Below are 18075 nucleotides of genomic sequence, written 5' to 3'. Positions count from 1 at the left end.
CACCGTCCCTGCCTCAGCGTGCGCATGTCCGCGGCGTCTGCTGGGGAGCGCGGCATTCGCTGGAGGCGTCCGGGTGCGCCGGAGACCGAGGGTCCCGGGGATGTGCTCCGGTTCAGGCGACCATGCCGGCCGCCAGCGTGTTGCCGGCCTGGGGGTGGATGAGGATGAACGAGCCCGTTGCCCGCGAGTCCGCGTAGCGGTCGGGGCAGATCGGCTCGGCCAGCCTCAGACCGACCCGTCCGATGTCGTTGAGGGCCAGCTCGTCGGCCGGCTCCTCGCCGAGCGTGGTCAGGTCCAGGCGTCCGCCGATGGCGGTGACGATGCCGGTGACGGTCCTGGTCGTGTGCTTGACCAGCAGGCGGTCCCCGACGTGCAGCGCCCGGTCGCCCAGCCAGCACACCGTCGCATCGAGGGACGTGACGGGCTCGGGCTTCTGGCCCGATGCGATGAGCTCCCCGCGCGCGACGTCGATGTCATCGGCCAGCCGCAGCGCCACCGATTGCCGGACCTCGGCCCGTTCGGCGCTCCCGCCCCCCGGCAGGTCGATGCCGACGATGCTCGTCCGGTGCCCGCCGGGCAGGACGAGCACCTCGTCACCGACGTCGAAGGAGCCCCTCTCCACGCGGCCCGCGTAGCTGCGGTAGTCGCGGAGCTCCCCGCCCGCGCCGGACTGGGGGCGCAGGACGTACTGCACCGGGAGACGCCCGGGGCCGCCCTCCTGGGGCCGGCCGACGGGCACCTCCTCGAGGTACTCCATCAGGTCGGGCCCCCGGTACCAGGGGGTGCGCCCGGAGCGCTCGGCCACGTTGTCCCCGAGCAATGCGCTGACGGGGATGACGGTCAGATCGGTGATGCCCAGTCCGGCGCCCAGCTCGCGGACCTGCCCGGCGACCCCCTCGATGGTGCCCCGGTCGAAGTCGACCAGGTCGATCTTGTTGATGGCCACCACGACATGGGGCACGCGCAGCAAGGCGGCGACGGCCAGATGACGGCGGGTCTGCCCCAGGACGCCATGGCGCACGTCCACCAGGGCGACGATGACCTGGGCGGTCGAGGCGCCGGTGACCGTATTGCGCGTGTACTGCACGTGGCCGGGGCAGTCGGCCAGGATGAACGAGCGCTTCGGCGTGGCGAAGTACCGGTAGGCGACGTCGATGGTGATGCCCTGCTCGCGCTCCGCGCGCAGCCCGTCGGTGAGCAGCGCGAGATCGGTCTGGTCCAGGCCCCGCTCGGCGGAGGCCCGCTCCACGGCCGAGTACTGGTTGATCATGATGTTCTTCGTGTCGTAGAGCAGCCGGCCCACGAGAGTGGACTTGCCGTCGTCGACGCTGCCCGCGGTCGCGAGGCGCAGCAGCTCGCCCATCAGAAGTACCCCTCCTTCTTGCGATCCTCCATGGCCGCCTCGGTGAGCCTGTCGTCGGCGCGGGTCGCCCCGCGCTCGGTCACCCTCGTGGCCGCCACCTCGGCGAGCACCGCCGCGGCGTCGGCGGCCGTCGACTCGACGGCGCCGGTGCAGGACATGTCGCCCACGGTGCGGTAGCGCACCACTCTCGTGACGACCTGCTCGTCGTCGCGCGGCGGGGTGATGGGGCTGAGCGGCATCCACATGCCGTTGCGCGAGAAGACCCGGCGCTCGTGGGCGAAGTACAGGCTGGGAAGCTCGATGCCCTCGCGCACGATGTAGCTCCACACGTCCAGCTCGGTCCAGTCCGACAGCGGGAAGACCCGGACGTGCTCGCCGGGCAGATGCCGCGTGTTGTACAGGCCCCACAGCTCGGGGCGCTGGTTGCGCGGATTCCACTGGCCGAAGGCATCGCGCAACGAGACGATCCGCTCCTTGGCCCGTGCTTTCTCCTCGTCGCGCCTGCCCCCGCCGTAGACCGCGTCGAAGCCGCCGGCCGCGATGGCGTGCAGCAGCGGCTGGGTCTGCAGCGGATTGCGCGTCCCGTCGGGGCGCTCCATCAGACGGCCGTCGTCGATCCAGTCCTGGACCTTCTCGACGGCCAACCGCAGGCCGTAGCGGGCCGCGATGCCGTCGCGGTATGCGAGCACCTCGGGGAAATTGTGCCCGGTGTCCACGTGCAGCAGGCCCAACGGCAGCCGGGCGGGCCAGAAGGCCTTGCGCGCGATGTGCAGCATGACGGCCGAGTCCTTGCCGCCGGAGAACAGCAGGACGGGCCGCTCGGCCTCGGCCGTGGCCTCCCGGACGATGTGGACCGACTCGTTCTCGAGCGCGTCCAGGTGATCGTCCCCGGTGCTGCCCGGAGTCCTCGTCGGCGCAGTCGGTGCAGTGGTGGTCATAGGTGGATCCCGCATTCTGTCTTGGTCAGGCCGGCCCAGCGGCCGGACCTGGGGTCCTGCCCGGGGGCGACCTTGCGCGTGCAGGTCGCGCACCCGATGGATGGATAACCCTGCCCGAGCAGGGGATTGACCGGCACGCCGTGAGCGCCGACGTACTCGAAGAGCTCATCGGCGCCCCATGCCGCGATGGGATTGAGCTTGACCATCTTGTGGCTCTTGTCCCATTCGACGAGCCCGGCACGGGTGCGCAGGTCGTTGTCCTCGCGGCGGATGCCGGTGACCCAGGCCTCGTACCCGGCCAGCGCCCGGCCGAGCGGGATCACCTTGCGCAACCGGCAGCAGGTGTTGGGGTCCCGTTCGTACAGTCGGGGACCGTACTGCGCGTCCTGCTCGGCCACGCTCTGATCGGGCCGCAGCTCGATCAGGTTGATCTCCTGGAAGACCGGCAGGTCGATCCGCAGGTCCTCGGTCTCGCGGAAGTGGTAGCCGGTCTCGAGGAAGAGCACGTCGACCCCCGGCAGGGCCCTGGCGGCCAGATCGGAGACCACCGTGTCGGCTGCCATCGAGCAGGCGACCGCCAGGGAGCGCCCGAAGGTCCGCGCCGCCCAGGCCAGCAGTTCCTCGGCGCTGTCCCGAGCGTGCTCGCGCGCCGCCTGGTCGGCGATGGCGTGCAGCTCGTCCTCGGTTCGTATTCGTGTCATTGCGGAATTCCTTCGTTGATGTTTCGGGCCGTGGCGCGAGTACGACATCGCACCACGAGGCCTCTGCCGTGCCGCCGGCTCACGAGATCTCCTCCAGGGGGCGCCCGCCGGTGCGTCGTCCCGCCGCGGCGACGATGGCCGCCGCGGGGAGCAGGCCGACGGCGATGGTGGAGAAGACGCCGGCGAAACCGGCCGAGGCGAACAGGCCGGGCACGAGGGGCTGGACTGCGGCGACCATGGAGCGCCCGACCGCGTTGTGCACGCCGTCGGCGCTGTTGCGCAGTCCCGTCGGGTAGTTCTCGGTGGCGTAGGTGTAGCTGATGAAACCGACCGCCATGCCGCTGGCCGTGAGCAGGAAACCGACCAGGATGAGGGCCCAGTGCCCCCGGAGGTGGCCGAAGGCGAGCGCGAGCGCGGACTCGGCGAGCAGCAGCGCGACGATGGACCACTTGCGTCCGCCCAAGTCGGACAGGCGCGACGAGACCCAGCAGCCGAAGGGCACTCCGGTCTGCATGCAGAAGGTGGCGACCAGCGCCAACCGCATGCCCATGCCCTGGGCGTCCAGCAGCGTCGTGATCCACGTGCGCACGATGAAGCTCGCCGGGGTCTCCAGGGCGAACAGGACGAGCAGTACGACAGTGGGGGTCAGGTTGGCGCGGGACAGGAGCGCCCGCGGGCGGGCCAGTGCCCCGGGCGGCTTCCGCACGTGCGCAGCAGCCCGGGAGAGGTCGACGTCGTAGCCGGTCAGGGCGCGCACCGTTCGCTCGGCCTCGGGCAGGCGTCCCTGGGCGACCAGCCAGCGCGGCGACTCCGGGAGCGATCTCCAGGCCAGGGCCAGGGGGATGATCCCGAGCCCGCCGATGAAGAGCAGGGCCCGCCAGGCGTGCGAGCCGAGGGGAATGATGAGGTTCGCGGCGATGCCGATGACCGGGACGGCGCAGTAGCCGGCCGCCGCCACCCTGCCCTGCCAACGCCCGCGGGACTCCCCGGGGGAGAGTTCTGCCAGGTAGGTGTGGGAGCAGACCATCATCGCGAACAGGCCCACTCCGGTGACCGCCCGGGCCACGGCGAACAGGGCCGGGCTCGTGGCGAGGCCGTTGATGAGCGAGCAGGCGCTGAACAGCGCCATGCCGTACATGAAGACCTTGCGGCGCCCGAAGCGGTCCGAGCAGAATCCGCCCAGCAGACCGCCTACGGTCATGCCGACGAAGTAGGCGCTGTTGATTCGGGCGATCTGTCCCAGATCCAGCCCCCAGGAGCCGCGCAGGGCGGGTGCGATGTATCCGAAATTCCAGTTGTCGAGCTGGTCGAAGAAATAGGCGATCATCACCAGGATGAATACGCGCCGGTGGGCGGTCCGCACGGGCAGGCCGTCGAAGTAGTTGTTGATCAACCGGGGCGCGGCCTGCTCCGACGGGGCGGAACCGGCGGACCGGTGATGCTGGGCGAGGATGGTCATGGCTGTCCAGAAGAATGCGCGGCAGCTGCTCGCCGGCCGGAATGCGGCACGAGAACCACCGAGGGGCACGACCGGGCGCAGAGGCCCGGTCGTGCGGGGGAGGAGCCAAGAGGGGCCGAGTCCCTCAGGCGTGTGTGATGGTGCGCGTCGGGGCGATGAGGGCCGTAATCAACAGGACGCGGTGATGACCAGCATCAGATCGATGTGCTGGCGGCAGAAGAGCACGGCACCGATGACGTCGCCGCCGTCGAGAACGCTCATCTGGATTCATCCTCTGGATAGGATTCATCCCCTGGACAGGGGGCCCGCGATGCGGACTTCTCGATGGTAGGCGGAGGCGTGTCGATGAGTCAACTTGATCGCGCCGGGGGATCCCCCGACATGTCGACCGGCGCACCGTTTGACCGTGCCCGGGGTCGGCGGTAACCTGGTTCCTCGGCGCCCTGGCCCGGCTATTCCCGATCGTCGGCCGGGACGGGGTCATCGGGACCCCGATGGAGAAGGGCTGCGCCGCCCGCGGGGGACGGCGCGATACAGGAAGTGGAGTGGGTCAGGGTGTACGCGATCGTGCGCAGTGGCGGCCACCAGCACAAGGTGGCGGTGGGCGACGTCGTCGAGATCGACAAGGTCGCCGGAGGGGTGGGCGAGAGCGTCGAGCTCCAACCCCTGCTCGTGGTGGACGGCGGGACCGTCACCTGCGACGCGAAGTCTCTCGGCAAGGTGAGCGTCACCGCCGAGGTCCTCGGCGACTCCAGGGGCCCCAAGCTCCACGTCCTCCATTACAAGAACAAGACCGGTTACAGGCGCCATCAGGGTCATCGTCAGCGCTACACCCGGGTCAAGGTCACCGGAATCAACGCTTGAGGAGACAGACATGGCACACAAGAAGGCTGGTTCCAGCTCCCGCAACGGCCGTGACTCCAATGCTCAGCGCCTCGGCGTGAAGCGCTTCGGCGGACAACTCGTCAACGCCGGGGAGATCATCGTGCGCCAGCGCGGCACCCATTTCCATCCCGGTGAGGGCGTCGGCCGCGGCGGCGACGACACGCTGTTCGCCTTGGTCCCCGGCGCCGTCCGGTTCGGTACCCGCCGCGGCCGTCGTGTCGTCAACGTCGAACCGGCGGAGGCCACCGCCTGAGCCCTGCAAGACCACCTGCCATCTGCGGGCCGGCCCCTGGAGGGGCCGGCCCGCACGCTGTCCCGCGACCCGTTCCGGCAGGGCGGCATCCAGTGGCGGGCCGGGCCCGCACGGGCGCACCGGATCCGAATGGATCGGATCGAAATAGACTGGCTCTCACCCAGCCACTACAGGAGCGTCGCCATGGCAATCCCCTCGTTCGTCGACCGAGTCAGGCTGCTCGTCCGCGGCGGCGATGGCGGCAACGGCTGCGCCTCGGTGCACCGCGCGAAGTTCAAACCGCTCGGCGGGCCGGACGGCGGCAACGGCGGGCGCGGCGGCTCGGTCATCGTCCGCGTCGACCCGCAGGTCGATTCCCTGGTCGATTACCACCGCCAGTCCCAGCTCAGGGCCGCCAACGGCCAGCACGGGATGGGGGGGCATCGCGCCGGTTCCAACGGCGAGGACGTCATCCTCCCGGTTCCCGCCGGCACCGTCGTCTCCGACGCCGACACCGATGAGGTCCTGGCCGACCTGACCGGCGAGCTGTCCGAGTGCGTGGTCGCCGAGGGGGGGCGGGGCGGTCTGGGCAACGAGGCGCTGGCCTCCAGGACGCGCAAGGCCCCCGGTTTCGCCCTGTTGGGCGAGGAGGGCGGGCGGCGCACCATCCAGCTCGAGCTCAAGGTCATCGCCGACGTCGGCCTGGTGGGCTTCCCATCCGCCGGGAAGTCCAGCCTCATCGGCGCGATCAGCTCCGCGAAACCGCGCGTCGCCGACTACCCCTTCACGACGCTCGTGCCGAATCTCGGCGTCGTGAGGGCCGGCGGGCACACCTACACGGTGGCCGATGTGCCCGGCCTCATCCCGGGCGCCAGCCGGGGCAGGGGCTTGGGGCACGGGTTCCTGCGCCACATCGAACGCTGCCAGGCGATCGTCCACGTCATCGACGCGGCCACCTACGAATCAGGTCGGGATCCGCTGAGCGACCTGGACGCCATCGAGGCCGAACTCGGGGCCCATGGAGGTCTGGAGGGCCGGCCGCGCATTGTCGCCATCAACAAGATCGACGTGCCCGATGGCAGGGTCATCGCCGACATGGCCGGACCTGAGCTGGAGGCCCGCGGACTGCGCGTCATCGAGACCTCCGTCATGACCGGGCAGGGGTTGCAGGAGCTCGTCTTCACGATGAGCGAGCTCGTCCAGAAGCGCCGGGCCGAGCGTCCTCCGACCCCGGCGCCGCGCGTCGTCGTCCGCCCGAAGGCCGTCGACGAGGCGGCCGATTTCACCATCAAGCGCCAGGGCGACGGCGAAGGCGGCTTCGTCTGGCGCGTGCGCGGCTCCAAGCCGGAGCGCTGGGTGCGCCAGACCGACTTCGGGAACGACGAGGCCGTCGGCTATCTCGCCGACCGCCTCAACCGTCTCGGCGTCGAGGACGGGCTCCTCGAGGCGGGCGCCCAGCCGCACGACGCCGTCGCGATCGGCTCGGGGGAGCGCCCCGTCGTCTTCGACTTCGCCCCGCAGATCGAAGCGGGCGCCGAGATCCTCTCGCGCCGCGGGGAGGACCAGCGTCTGACCCGGACCCGCGGCGCCGTCCGCCGCCGCCGCGAGCGCGACGCCGCCTACCGGGCCGAGCGCGAGGCCCTCATGGGTGACGATCGCGGGGCCGACTGGCGTCAGGTGCGCAGCGCCCGGCTCGGCGAGATCCGAGCCGTCTCCGCCCACGACGACGGCGCCGAGCCCGAGCGGGCCGGGGGCGATCCGCACTGCGGCATCCAGGCCCGGACCGGGATGGACGATGAATGACTGAGCAGGACACCCGGGACGCCTGCGCTGCCGGGGAGGAGGCGGCGCTGCGCGGGATCATCGCCGGCGCGCACCGGGTCGTGGTCAAGGTCGGTTCCTCGTCGATCTCCAGTGCCGCGAACGGCATGGACACGATGCGCCTGGCCGGGCTGGTCAAGGCGCTGGCCGACGCCCACGACGCCGGCCGTGACGTCGTCCTGGTCAGCTCCGGCGCCATCGCAGCGGGCATGAGCCCACTCGGGCTGGCCGGGCGCCCGCGCGACCTGGCCCACCAGCAGGCGGCTGCGGCCGTCGGCCAGGGTCTGCTCATGGAGCGCTACGCCGAGCTCTTCGCGGCGCGCGGGCTGCTCGCCGGCCAGCTGCTGCTCACCGCCGATGACATGACCCGCCAGTCCAGCTACCGCAACGCCTCGCGCACGCTGGGCACGTTGTTGCGCATGGGAGCAGTACCGATCGTCAACGAGAACGACACCGTCGCCACCCATGAGATCAGCCTCGGCGACAACGACCGCCTGGCGGCGCTCGTCGCCCAGGTCGTGCGGGCCAACGCTCTGATCCTGCTCTCGGACGTCAGCGGTCTCTACACGGGCCACCCCGACGAGCCGGACTCCGAGCGCATCGACTTCGTCGGCGACATCGACGAGCTGACGGTCGACACCCGCCGCGCCGGTACCGCCGGCGTCGGCACCGGAGGCATGACCACCAAGGTGCAGGCCGCCCAGATCGCCACGGGCTCCGGCATCCCGGTGCTCCTCACCGGCGCCTCCCGGGCCGAACAGGCGCTCGCCGGCGTGACCGGCACCGTCTTCGCGCCGGTCGACCACATGCGTCCGCGTCGTCTCATGTGGCTGGCCTACGCCTCGCAGAGCCGCGGCCGCCTCATGCTCGACGCCGGTGCCGTCCGCGCGCTGACGATGCGCAAGGCGTCCCTGCTCGCGGCCGGCATCACCGGGGTGAGCGGCCGCTTCCTGGCCGGTGACCCGGTGGAGCTCGTCGGGCCCGACGGTGCGGTCGTCGCACGCGGCCTGGTCAACTTCTCCAGCGAGGAACTGCCCGGGATGCTCGGGCGCAACTCGGCCGAGTTGGCCTCAGAACTGGGCGTCGGCTACGAGCGCGAGGTCGTGCACCGCGACATGCTCGTCCTCATGCACCGCGGTGACTGAGCGCGGGCGGCGAGCCGGGTCGCCGGCCCGCTACTGTTGAGGCGTGCAGATCAGTGAACTGGCCGGGCGCGCGAGGACCGCCTCCCGCGTACTGGCCGCAGCGAATCGTGAGCGCAAGGACGCGGCGCTGGCGGCCATGGCCGATGCGCTCGAGTCAGAGGCGACCGGCGTCCTGAACGCCAACGCGGCCGACGTCGAGACCGCCCGCGCGAGGGGCACCGGTGAGGCCCTTCTCGATCGCCTCACCCTGACCCCTGCGCGCCTGGCCGGCATGGCAGGAGGGCTGCGCGACCTGGCGCCGCTTCCCGACCCGATCGGCGAGACGGTCCGCGGCTGGAATCTGCCGAACGGCGTGCACGTCGACCAGGTGCGCGTGCCCTTCGGGGTCGTCGGCATGATCTACGAGGCGCGCCCCAACGTCACCGCCGACGCCGCCGGCATCTGCCTGAAGTCCGGCAATGCCAGCCTGCTGCGCGGCTCGGCGAGCTGCCTGGGCACGAACCGGGTCGTCGTGCGGGCCCTGCGCGAGGGCCTTGCGGCCGCCGGGCTGCCGGCCGACTGCGTCAACCTCGTCGAGGGCGGCCACGAGGTCACCGGCGAGATGATACGAGCCCGCGGACTCGTCGACCTGCTCGTCCCGCGCGGGGGAGCGGGCCTGATCCGCACCGTCGTCGAGGATGCCACCGTGCCGGTCATCGAGACGGGCACCGGCAACTGCCATCTGTTCGTCGACGCCTCGGCCGACCAGGACATGGCCATCTCGATCATGCTCAACGCCAAGACTCAGCGGCCCAGCGTCTGCAATGCGCTCGAGACGCTGCTCGTGCACCGCCAGATCGCCGGCGAGTTCCTGCCCAGGGCGCTGGACGCCCTCGCCGCGGCGGGCGTCACCGTCCACGGGGACGGGACGAGCCGTTCTATCGACCCCCGGATCGTGCCGGCCGGCGAGCACGAGTACGAGGCGGAGTACCTCAGCCTGGACCTGGCCTGCGCCGTCGTCGACGACATCGGCGCGGCCCTGGCCCACATCCGTCGATACGGCACCGGTCACTCCGAGACGATCATCACCTCGGACGCCGCCAGCTGGCGACGCTTCGCCACCGAGGTGGATGCCGCGGTCGTGCTGGTCAACGCCTCGAGTCGCTTCACCGACGGCGGCCAGTTCGGTTTCGGTGCCGAGATCGGCATCTCCACCCAGAAGCTGCATGCCCGCGGCCCGATGGGCCTGAGCGAGATGACCACCACCAAGTACCTCCTGACCGGCACCGGGCAGACGCGCGCCTAGTGCAGGACGATGCGAGTTAGGCTGGGCCCCATGTCGCGGAAGCGTTCGGAGGGCCGACGATGACAGCTGAGCCGGCGGCTGCCGGTGACGAGCAGGAGAGCAGTCTGGGGCTGCCGCGCACGAGCATGGTCCGCCCCTACCGCCTGGGCATCATGGGCGGCACGTTCGACCCCATTCACCATGGCCACCTCGTGGCCGCCAGCGAGGTCGCGGCTCGCTTCGGGCTGGACGAGGTCGTCTTCGTCCCCACCGGCGTGCCGTGGCAGAAGGCGGGCCGGCGCGTCTCCAAGAGCGAGGACCGCTATCTCATGACGGTGGTGGCCACCGCCTCCAATCCGCAGTTCACGGTCAGCCGCGTGGATATCGACCGTCCCGGCAACACCTACACGGTCGACACCATCAAGGACATCCGTGCCGAACGCGGGGGCAACCTGGGGATCTTCTTCATCACCGGCGCGGACGCCCTGCGCTCGATCCTCACCTGGCGGGGCAGCGATGAACTCTTCGGCCTGGCGCACTTCGTCGGCGTATCCCGGCCCGGTGTCGACCTGGCCAGGAATGACGTCAGCCATCTGCCCTCCGACAAGGTCACTCTGCTCGAAGTGCCGGCCCTGGCCATCTCGTCCACCGAGTGCCGCAATCGCGTCGCCTCGGGACTGCCGCTGTGGTATCTGGTGCCCGACGGCGTCGTCCAGTACGTCGCCAAGCGCGGGCTGTACACCGGCGCCAACGAGTCCGAGGTGCTCGTCCTCGACGACGCGCCGCGGCCCGCGCGACCTACCGGGGCGGCCCCGGGGAAGGAGACAGATGAGCGCCACTGAACGCGCACTCCGGATCACCCGGGCTGCGGCGGCGGCCGCGCAGGACAAGCTCGCCGAGAACGTCGAGGCCTTCGACGTCAGCGAGCAGCTGGCCATCGCCGATGTCTTCCTGATCCTGTCCGGGCGCACCGAGCGTCAGGTCGGCGCCATCGTCGATGCCGTCGAGGACCGTCTCCTCGAACTGCGCGAGCGCCCGCTGCGCCGCGAGGGCTACGGGACGAACCGCTGGGTACTGCTCGACTACGGTGACCTCGTCGTGCACGCCATGCATGCAGATGATCGTGCCGCCTACGGGCTGGAGCGCCTGTGGCGCGACTGCCCGGCCATCGGACTCGAGGCCGTTCCCGATGATGCCGTCCCGGCGTCCGGGGACGACAAGTGACCGGTCCCGGCGCCCGCCTCGCGCTGTGACGGCACGGGCAGGCCGGCTGGGCCGTCCTCAAGCGCTTCCAGGGCAGTGCGATGTGCCTCTCAGCGAGGTCAGGCCGGGGAGGCTCGGGCAGCAGCGGCGGCCCGGCGCACCGCGGGGCCGGGACCCGATGCGGTCCTCGATCCGCCTCCGGTCATGGGCGACCCCGGTCCCGGTGATCTCCCGCGATGCTACGCGGGGGAGGACGTGTCCGCAGGAGCGGGTTGCGTCTGAGAGGGCGACGCGAGGACCACGGAGCCGGCCTCGGAGGACCCCGCGGAATCCTCCGGTTCCCCGGTGCCGGCCATCGATGGGGTCGCGGTCCCGTCCGGGATCGTGGATTCTGCAGAGGCGGCCGCCTCGTCGACGGGTGGGATCGTGCCCTCGATGGTCTGCGCGGTACTCGGGTCGCCGTCAGCGGCCTCGTCGTCCGTGGTGTCCGGGACGGTCCCGGAGCCCCCGCTGGTACCGGCCGATGCGGGATCGTCCGTTCTCGATCCGGAAGGGGCGTCGGAGGTGTTCGTGCGATGCCCCCTGGACATGCTCGAGAGGTCCCCGACCAGTTCCTGAGCGGACAGGGAGTTCCGAACGGCCTGCTCGAGGCGCATCTCGGCCATGGCGTGGTTGCTGTAGGCGATACGGACGCGCCGGTCGATGATGCCGGCCAGCGCGTTGGCCTCCTCCAGGCTCACCCAGCCGTCCTCGGTGATGCTTCTGGCGAACTCTGCGTCCGACGGGTCGCCGCTCGCCAGCAGACCGGACAGCAGAGTGCGCAGGATCGTGACCAGCTGGCCGCCCTCGGCGTCGTACAGGGCGTCGAGCTGCGCCTGCGCCTCACGGGCACTCCTCTCCTCCTCCTCGGCGGAGGACCTCAGCCAGGAGATGTACTCGTTCACCTCGGTCTGCGGGGTGCAGCTGAGGCTGTCCTCGGCGGCTCCGTAGACGCTGCAGGCCGTGACGGTGCCCGCGTCATCGGAGCTCATCACGATGTGGATGACGTAGCCCGGGGTGCTCGACGACACTCGGTACGAGCCGCCGGTCGTGCTCCGGCCGCCGCTGTCGGTCTGCGCGAGAATCCTTTCGAGAGCATCGGCCTGCTCGTTGAGCCGGTCGGCGGCGGTCCGGGCCTCGTTGACGAACTGTTGCAGGCGGGTGCTCATCGAGACGAGGCTCAGCAGCTGGCCGGCGGCCTCGGCCTGCTGCCTGGCCCACTCCAGTTCGGTGGCGGCGATGTCGTAGTCTCGCTGCGCGGCGACCATGGCCAGGCGCGCGGCGTACAACCGGGCTTCGGCGGAGACGAGCCGCTCGACGATCCGGGCGTCCGCCAGGGAGTCCTGCGGCCCCCTCGGATCGGTGCGCGCGATCTCGATGATGCGAACGGTCCGCTGCCGCCCCCTGCCGCCGCCCTCGGACACGATCGTGATCGTGGACGACGGATTCGGCAGCGACAGGCTAGGCAGCGACAGGCTAGGCAGCGACACGGTGCTGTTGTCGTTGGCATCGGTGGACCGGCTGCCCGGGTTCTCTGAGCCGCTGTCGGCAGCATTCGTGACCTCGAGGGCGGGGATCTCGCCCCGGGGCACCAGCGGATCGTCGATCGCGGTGAGCACGAGGCACCATGCCCCGCACAGCGCCAGTAGCGACGTTGACACGCCCGCGTACCTGGCGGTGCTGCGGCGCCTGTACGGGTTTTTACTCACAGACCCTACTTCTCATCGACGGACCCCCACCGAACACGGGCCACATCATATTAGATCAGCACAAATATTTCTCGCGGCGCGGTCCACCAGCGAGCTGAATTCTGCTCCGCTGATTCTGGAAACTCCCCGATGGTTTCGTCAGGTTTTCTGGGCGGGCCGGGCCGGCCGGTTCTTCCTTACGCGCACAGGAAGGCCTTGGCGGGCGCCGGGGCCTCGCCGGAGATCCCCCGCACGGCGGTCGTCCCGGCGGGTTCATGACCCCCCGGGTGATGAGCGCCTCCTTGCCGATGACCGACCCGTCACTGACGAGCACGGCCACGGGCATCTCGGGGCCGACGCACGGGTGATCGGGTGCGCGTGCTCCTGACGGCGACCTCGTCGGGGCCCAGAGCCTGCGACGGGCAGTGCGGCGGGGAGGCCTTGGCGGCGCCCCCCGCCGGTATGCGGATTCACCCGCCCCCGGTGCATGGCACAGCGATTCACCCGTACCGTCTCGTTGATTGTTCCGGTACGCCGCGGTATGGACGGTGAGCGCCGGACTGCGAGCCTATATCAATGGGTGAGTCGAGGGGTGAATTAAATCTGGGTTCTGGACTCGTCGCCGATCCCGTTCCGCTGAACAGCTGTTCATTGGAATATCCTTGGAACCAGCTATTGATCATCTGTCTTTTCCGGTCGGCGGCGGGGTTTCGCCGCGAGTCCGAACGGCGCGTACGCGGGGCCGGACCATGTCCGCCCTCGGCAGAAGGGTGGCTGTGCCCTCGCGGGGCCCACCGATCGGCCTGTGCCGGCGTTTCGCTGATCGGCACACGTGCGACGCCGCATGCGTTCGTGAGCGGTCTGTGGTCGTGAGAGGAAGGACGACATGGACTTCCGCGTACTGCGTTGTTTCCTGATGGTCGCGCGGGAGCGGAACATGCCCCGGGCCGCCCGGACGCTCTTCGTCACCCAGCCCATGCCCTCGCGGCGGATCGCCGGCTCGAGCAGGAGGCGGGCGTCGGGCTGTTCCGCAGGATCGGTCACGACATCATCCTCACCGATGAGGGGCGCTCTTCCGCCGCGCCGAGGGGCTCATCTCGCTGGCCGAGAGGGGTCAGGGGCGGGCCGGCGCCCGGTCGGCCGCGTCTGCAGAGGAACCGGATGCTCGGGTACGCCGACTCGGAGAGGGGATGGGGGCACACCGTGGGCCTGGAGCGGAAGGACGGTGTCGCACTGGGATCGGTGCGGGAAGCGGCATCGGCCGGGCCATCACCGAACGTCTGGCCGGTGCCGGGGTGGAAGGCATCGCCGCCGGGCGTGCCGATGCCGCCCCGGAGCAGACTGCGGCGTCGAGCGGGATCATCTCGTACCGCGGCGCGGATATCATCGTCACCGAGAACGTGACCGAATCTTCTGGAGGGGATCGCGGAGGAGCGCGGCAGACTGGATGCGCTGGTCAACAATGCCGGCTGTCCCGGTCCCTCCACCGGAACAGGTGGCCATGGACGAGTTCGACGCCGCCCCGAGCGCCTTGACGGAGTCCTGAGCCAAGGGGCTCGCGAGTGATCGACCACCATCAAGAAGGAGAGGACACCATCATGAAGAACGTCCTGGTCGTCTCGGGCCACACCGATCTGAACGACTCAGTGGCCAATGCGACCATTCTGGAGGAACTGGGGAAACGCCTGCCCGCGGCCGAGATCGACTACCTGGACCGCCTGTACCCCGACTACAGGATCAATGTCGAGGCCGAGCAGCGCAAGCTGGTGGCCGCTGACATCATCGTGCTGCAGTACCCCGTCTTCTGGTACAGCGCCCCCTCACTGCTGCACCGTTGGATCGAGCAGACCTTCCAGCACGGCTTCTCGCACGGCAGCACGGGCGACAAGCTGAGGGGCAAGAAGCTCGTCGTCTCCTTCACTACGGGGGCCCCGGCCGAGCTGTACCGCCACGACGGTGCCATAGGCTACGAGATCGAGGAGTTCCTGGCGAGTCTGCGGGCGACTGCTGCCCTGTGCGGGATGGAATGGGCCGGCACGGTTCACACCGGCGGCGTGTCCTACCAGAGTCGCACCGACGCCGGTGCGCTCGTCGGCATGAGGACCCGTTCCGTCGAGCACGCCCGGCGCCTGGTCGAGCTCCTCGAGTCCCTGTGATCGCACCACGGTACGAGCTCCCGACCCTGGCCAGGGGCACCCGTCCGGAAGGAGGGCTCAGAGCAAGATCCGGCACGTTTTCATCGCACCGTTCGAGAGGACGTCACCGGAGGACCGGTCGAGACCCGGTTTCCGTATGCGTCTGATCGATGAGCAGGTGCTTGGGGCCGGCGGTCATGTTCGCGATTCCTGATTCCTGCGGGTCCGCTCGTCGTCGGGCCGGGCGGCTGCATGACAGACGAAGGCGCCGCCGAGCGGACTGTTCGTATCAGCGGCTTTTGAAGTTCTGCGGGACGGGTCCCCGGACCGGTTCGACGGGCGCCGCGACGGGCCGAGCGCCACCACGCGGATGGCGGAGGCGAAGACCCGAGTCAGGCGGCTGGTGGAGGACGGCCGGGAGGCGTAACACCGCCGACGAGGCCCGCGCCCGGACGCGAGACCGGGACCCGCCGCGCTAGGCCGCCCGGAGGGCGGCCCGGTCGTTCCCCGGGGCCCTCTCGTCGCTCGTGAGACGGTGAGGCCGTACCCGATCGAACCGAATCGGGACACCGGGCGGATCATCCCCGCGCCGGATCCGGCGCGGGGATGACCCGCGAGAAGACCTCGGTCGTCCCGGACGACACCGGCCACACCCACGCCGGAGCACCGACCGGACCCCGTGAAACTGGAGACGGTTCTGTTTCATGACGGCCATACCGCCCCTGATCATGTCCGCGACGACGTCTCACCCGAGGTGGCCGCAGAAACGAACCCGTTCCGCCAAGAGACGGGGTGAGTTCCGATTTTCTCAACTTTATGTGGAGCTAAGGGGATTCGAACCCCTGACCTCTTCCATGCCATGGAAGCGCGCTACCAACTGCGCCATAGCCCCGAGACGGGCGCTGCCTGAGGCCGGAACCCCGGCCGCGGCGGCCTGACACAGGTTAGCGCGCTGCGGGCACGATGCAAAATCGGAGCGTTGTCGGTGCGCGATGCCCCACGACGGGACCATCAGGCGGACACGGTCAGAGCGGTGATCTGGTGGCCGCTGGCGTCCGCCAGGACGACGGTCGTGTCGTTGCGGTCCTTGTCGAAGCGCGCCTGGCCCTGCATCGTCCGCCCGTCGCCGACCGTGCCGGAAGCCATCTCGCCCGTGCCCTTGGTCTGCTCGGTGTTGACGTTGTCGATGGTGAACATGGTGAACGACAGCGATCCACTCGTGCTCGTGATCGTCATGTCGACCACGAGCCCGGTCGAGTCCCAGTTCGAACTGTTGATCTGCCAGGTGCCGGAGAAGGAGCCCGACTCGACGGGTATCGCGCTGGCGGTGCTCGTGGACGGGCCGGGACTGCTCGGCGCCGTGCTGGTGGCGGGCGGCGGGGTGCTCTGCTCGTTCCGGCCCTGCTGGGGCCTGCGCAGGGCGAAAATCGCCATGGTCGTCAGGATCACGGCCATCAGGCCTATGACGGCGATGAGCGGGCCGCGGCTACGGCGCACTTGGTACTGCTCGATCGCAGCACTCGGCGCAGCCGGGTCGGCGGGGCGCTCGGCCGGTACCCGTTGGTCCTGCGTCGGGGCCGGCCCCCCCGCCGAGCTGCTGCTGCGGTCGCCGTACGGGTCGGCCCTGGGGGCCGAGGCGGGACTCGGGCCATCCCCCGGCACGGCCATGTCGAAGCCCGGCAACTCGGCGCCGGGAACCCACTGGTCGGGACCGGTCTGCGGTGCCGACCAGTCGCCGGGCCGGACGCCGTCGTTGTTCTGCTCGCTCATGATGGCCTTAGCCTAGGCCAGCCCGGTACCGCCGCGACGGGATGGACACGGCCGCGCCCGACCGAGCGCTGGCGGGGGTTGTCCACAGCTTCCGTCGGCGGTGAGAAATCCGGGCTCTCCTGCGCACATTCAGGGTATGACAACCATTCCGGAACGCTTCACCGTCGGTTCGCGCGAGGACCTGCTCGCACTCATCCCCTATCTCATCGGTTACCGGCCCGACGAGGCGCTGCTGATCATGACCCACTGCGACGGCGTCATCGTGCAGTCCTCGTGCGTCTCCAAGGTTCTGTGCGAGGAGCCGGGCGCGCTGGAGCCCGTCGTCGGCTCGATGCGGGCGGCGAGCCCCGGCGCCGAGTTCATCGTGGTCGGCTACGGGCCCGCGGACTGGGCCGATGCGGCCGTCATGGCCGCTCGCGAGCATCTGAGACCGCAGGAGACGCTGCTGTGCCTCGTCGTCGCCGGCAGCCGGTACTGGGACGCCACCGGCGGCGACGTGCCCGGACTGGACCCCGGCCACGCCTTCGACCCGGTCAGCTCGCCGCTCGCCGCACAGGCGGTCGCCTCGGGCCTGTCGGCCTATGCCAGCCGTGACGAGATCGCCGGCATCGTCGCCGGGCCGGGCCCGGTCACGCCCGAAGAGGCCGTGGCCTGGGACCGGGCCCGCGAATGCCTGGGCTGGGCGCCGGGGCGCCAGCTGGCGTTCGTCGACGACTGCCTGGCCGAGGCCGTCGATGGGGGTCGGCGTCTGGATCGTGAGCGCCTGCGAAGCCTGTGCGTGCTCGTAGAGAAGGCGGCGTACCGTCACGCCTTGGCCAGGACAGGGCTCGGCGAAGGAGATCCCGCGGCGTACGAGCAGTTGTGGGCCGATGCGGTGGCGATCGCCCCCGACCAGTGGGCGCCCCCTGTCCTCGGCCTGCTCGGCGTCTCGTGCTGGCGGCACGGCGGGGGAGCGCTGCTCAACGAGACGATCGCCCGCCTCGAGACGATCGATCCGGCATCGGGCATGCTCCTCATCCTCAACGACCTGCGAACCCGCCGTCCCCCGGCCGCACGTCTGGCCGGACGGGCCGTGGTCCCGGAGAACCGCTGAGAGGCTTGGAACGCGGCAGCGGGTCTTGCGGCGGCCGTGCGCGCCCGGGCGAACCGTTGACGCGGGTGCCGTCCCCGCGGGCCACCGTACGGCCGGTCGAGGCGCCGGCACCCGGGCGCGCACGAGTGCCAGGGGAAGAGAGCGATATGCTGTGCGCGTGCGCGTTCGTGCCGCGCTGCTCGGCCAGCCGCTGCCGCCGGCACCGGGGCCCCGGCCCTCTGGTGCGATCGGTCTCGCGGCGCCCCTGATGCCCGTCGGGTACAGGGGTTTTTGTCTGTCGGCGTCGGCGCGAGCGGCATCCGGCAGAGCCCAGAGCGAGTCACAGGAGGCACTCGAAGT

The 18075-nt window shown here is 70.4% G+C and carries 16 protein-coding genes and 1 tRNA gene; 10 read left to right on the top strand and 7 right to left on the bottom strand.

The window, feature by feature from the left end; translation table 11 throughout:
* Nucleotides 1-112: 112 nt before the first annotated feature.
* From R2N01_RS00595 to R2N01_RS00580, 4 genes are all read right to left on the bottom strand, one after another.
* On the bottom strand, nt 113-1363 hold the full coding sequence (locus tag R2N01_RS00595; RefSeq protein ID WP_316667384.1) for a GTP-binding protein: 1251 nt from the start codon (nt 1361-1363) through the stop codon (nt 113-115).
* Nucleotides 1363-2301 (bottom strand): sulfate adenylyltransferase subunit CysD, encoded by a 939-nt coding sequence (gene cysD, locus R2N01_RS00590; RefSeq protein WP_316667382.1) that lies wholly within the window; start codon nt 2299-2301, stop codon nt 1363-1365. Before cysD ends, R2N01_RS00595 begins: the two co-directional genes overlap by 1 nt.
* Nucleotides 2298-3002, bottom strand: a complete 705-nt coding sequence (locus R2N01_RS00585) for a phosphoadenylyl-sulfate reductase (RefSeq protein ID WP_316667380.1) — start codon at nt 3000-3002, stop codon at nt 2298-2300. Before R2N01_RS00585 ends, cysD begins: the two co-directional genes overlap by 4 nt.
* A gap of 79 nt (nt 3003-3081) precedes the next feature.
* Nucleotides 3082-4461 (bottom strand): MFS transporter, encoded by a 1380-nt coding sequence (locus tag R2N01_RS00580; RefSeq protein ID WP_316667378.1) that lies wholly within the window; start codon nt 4459-4461, stop codon nt 3082-3084.
* Nucleotides 4462-5016: 555 nt separating this feature from the next.
* On the opposite strand from R2N01_RS00580, the gene rplU reads away from it, so the two are divergent.
* The 7 genes from rplU (at nt 5017) to rsfS (ending at nt 11032) form a co-directional block, all read left to right on the top strand.
* Nucleotides 5017-5325: a 50S ribosomal protein L21 gene (rplU, locus tag R2N01_RS00575; RefSeq protein ID WP_316667376.1), complete on the top strand. Its 309-nt coding sequence runs from the start codon at nt 5017-5019 to the stop codon at nt 5323-5325.
* A 10-nt stretch (nt 5326-5335) separates the two neighbouring features.
* Entirely contained in the window at nt 5336-5599 is a 264-nt protein-coding gene (gene rpmA / locus R2N01_RS00570) for a 50S ribosomal protein L27 (RefSeq protein WP_316667375.1), read from the top strand.
* A 183-nt stretch (nt 5600-5782) separates the two neighbouring features.
* Nucleotides 5783-7381: a GTPase ObgE gene (gene obgE / locus R2N01_RS00565; RefSeq protein WP_316667372.1), complete on the top strand. Its 1599-nt coding sequence runs from the start codon at nt 5783-5785 to the stop codon at nt 7379-7381.
* Entirely contained in the window at nt 7378-8544 is a 1167-nt protein-coding gene (gene proB, locus R2N01_RS00560; protein WP_316667370.1) for a glutamate 5-kinase, read from the top strand. The genes obgE and proB overlap by 4 nt, the downstream gene beginning before the upstream one ends.
* A gap of 43 nt (nt 8545-8587) precedes the next feature.
* Complete coding sequence (locus R2N01_RS00555; RefSeq protein WP_316667368.1) at nt 8588-9829, top strand: glutamate-5-semialdehyde dehydrogenase; 1242 nt, start codon at nt 8588-8590, stop codon at nt 9827-9829.
* 59 nt (nt 9830-9888) lie between these two features.
* A complete protein-coding gene (nadD, locus tag R2N01_RS00550; protein WP_399553202.1) occupies nt 9889-10650 on the top strand; it encodes a nicotinate-nucleotide adenylyltransferase in 762 nt (253 codons plus the stop codon).
* Nucleotides 10637-11032 carry a ribosome silencing factor gene (gene rsfS / locus R2N01_RS00545; protein ID WP_316667366.1) on the top strand — a complete coding sequence of 132 codons (396 nt, stop codon included), beginning with the start codon at nt 10637-10639 and terminating at the stop codon, nt 11030-11032. The genes nadD and rsfS overlap by 14 nt, the downstream gene beginning before the upstream one ends.
* Before the next feature lie 218 nt (nt 11033-11250).
* On the opposite strand, the gene R2N01_RS00540 is transcribed toward rsfS, so the two are convergent.
* Nucleotides 11251-12711 (bottom strand): hypothetical protein, encoded by a 1461-nt coding sequence (locus tag R2N01_RS00540; protein WP_316667364.1) that lies wholly within the window; start codon nt 12709-12711, stop codon nt 11251-11253.
* 913 nt (nt 12712-13624) lie between these two features.
* On the opposite strand from R2N01_RS00540, the gene R2N01_RS11365 reads away from it, so the two are divergent.
* Nucleotides 13625-14284 (top strand): LysR family transcriptional regulator, encoded by a 660-nt coding sequence (locus R2N01_RS11365; protein WP_399553201.1) that lies wholly within the window; start codon nt 13625-13627, stop codon nt 14282-14284.
* Between the two features lie 52 nt (nt 14285-14336).
* Complete coding sequence (locus R2N01_RS00535; protein ID WP_316667362.1) at nt 14337-14894, top strand: NAD(P)H-dependent oxidoreductase; 558 nt, start codon at nt 14337-14339, stop codon at nt 14892-14894.
* A gap of 798 nt (nt 14895-15692) precedes the next feature.
* Here the strand turns inward: R2N01_RS00535 and R2N01_RS00530 are convergent.
* Nucleotides 15693-15765: transfer RNA gene (locus R2N01_RS00530), tRNA-Ala, on the bottom strand.
* 119 nt (nt 15766-15884) lie between these two features.
* Complete coding sequence (locus tag R2N01_RS00525) at nt 15885-16643, bottom strand: hypothetical protein (RefSeq protein ID WP_316667360.1); 759 nt, start codon at nt 16641-16643, stop codon at nt 15885-15887.
* A 136-nt stretch (nt 16644-16779) separates the two neighbouring features.
* On the opposite strand from R2N01_RS00525, the gene R2N01_RS00520 reads away from it, so the two are divergent.
* Nucleotides 16780-17736, top strand: a complete 957-nt coding sequence (locus R2N01_RS00520; protein ID WP_316667358.1) for a DUF4192 domain-containing protein — start codon at nt 16780-16782, stop codon at nt 17734-17736.
* The last annotated feature ends 339 nt before the right edge of the window (nt 17737-18075 follow it).

The organism is uncultured Propionibacterium sp. (genome assembly GCF_963539965.1).
Lineage (GTDB): Bacteria > Actinomycetota > Actinomycetes > Propionibacteriales > Propionibacteriaceae > Propionibacterium.
This window is presented reverse-complemented; position numbering and strand designations above follow the sequence as displayed.

What these genes read in the sequence shown, in the direction of transcription:
- R2N01_RS00595 (WP_316667384.1), bottom strand. Translation starts at nt 1,363, where the DNA reads ATGGGCGAGCTGCTGCGCCTCGCGACCGCGGGCAGCGTCGACGACGGC.
- cysD (WP_316667382.1), bottom strand. Translation starts at nt 2,301, where the DNA reads ATGACCACCACTGCACCGACTGCGCCGACGAGGACTCCGGGCAGCACC.
- R2N01_RS00585 (WP_316667380.1), bottom strand. Translation starts at nt 3,002, where the DNA reads ATGACACGAATACGAACCGAGGACGAGCTGCACGCCATCGCCGACCAG.
- R2N01_RS00580 (WP_316667378.1), bottom strand. Translation starts at nt 4,461, where the DNA reads ATGACCATCCTCGCCCAGCATCACCGGTCCGCCGGTTCCGCCCCGTCG.
- rpmA (WP_316667375.1), top strand. Translation starts at nt 5,336, where the DNA reads ATGGCACACAAGAAGGCTGGTTCCAGCTCCCGCAACGGCCGTGACTCC.
- obgE (WP_316667372.1), top strand. Translation starts at nt 5,783, where the DNA reads ATGGCAATCCCCTCGTTCGTCGACCGAGTCAGGCTGCTCGTCCGCGGC.
- proB (WP_316667370.1), top strand. Translation starts at nt 7,378, where the DNA reads ATGACTGAGCAGGACACCCGGGACGCCTGCGCTGCCGGGGAGGAGGCG.
- nadD (WP_399553202.1), top strand. Translation starts at nt 9,889, where the DNA reads ATGACAGCTGAGCCGGCGGCTGCCGGTGACGAGCAGGAGAGCAGTCTG.
- rsfS (WP_316667366.1), top strand. Translation starts at nt 10,637, where the DNA reads ATGAGCGCCACTGAACGCGCACTCCGGATCACCCGGGCTGCGGCGGCG.
- R2N01_RS11365 (WP_399553201.1), top strand. Translation starts at nt 13,625, where the DNA reads ATGGACTTCCGCGTACTGCGTTGTTTCCTGATGGTCGCGCGGGAGCGG.
- R2N01_RS00535 (WP_316667362.1), top strand. Translation starts at nt 14,337, where the DNA reads ATGAAGAACGTCCTGGTCGTCTCGGGCCACACCGATCTGAACGACTCA.
- R2N01_RS00525 (WP_316667360.1), bottom strand. Translation starts at nt 16,643, where the DNA reads ATGAGCGAGCAGAACAACGACGGCGTCCGGCCCGGCGACTGGTCGGCA.
- R2N01_RS00520 (WP_316667358.1), top strand. Translation starts at nt 16,780, where the DNA reads ATGACAACCATTCCGGAACGCTTCACCGTCGGTTCGCGCGAGGACCTG.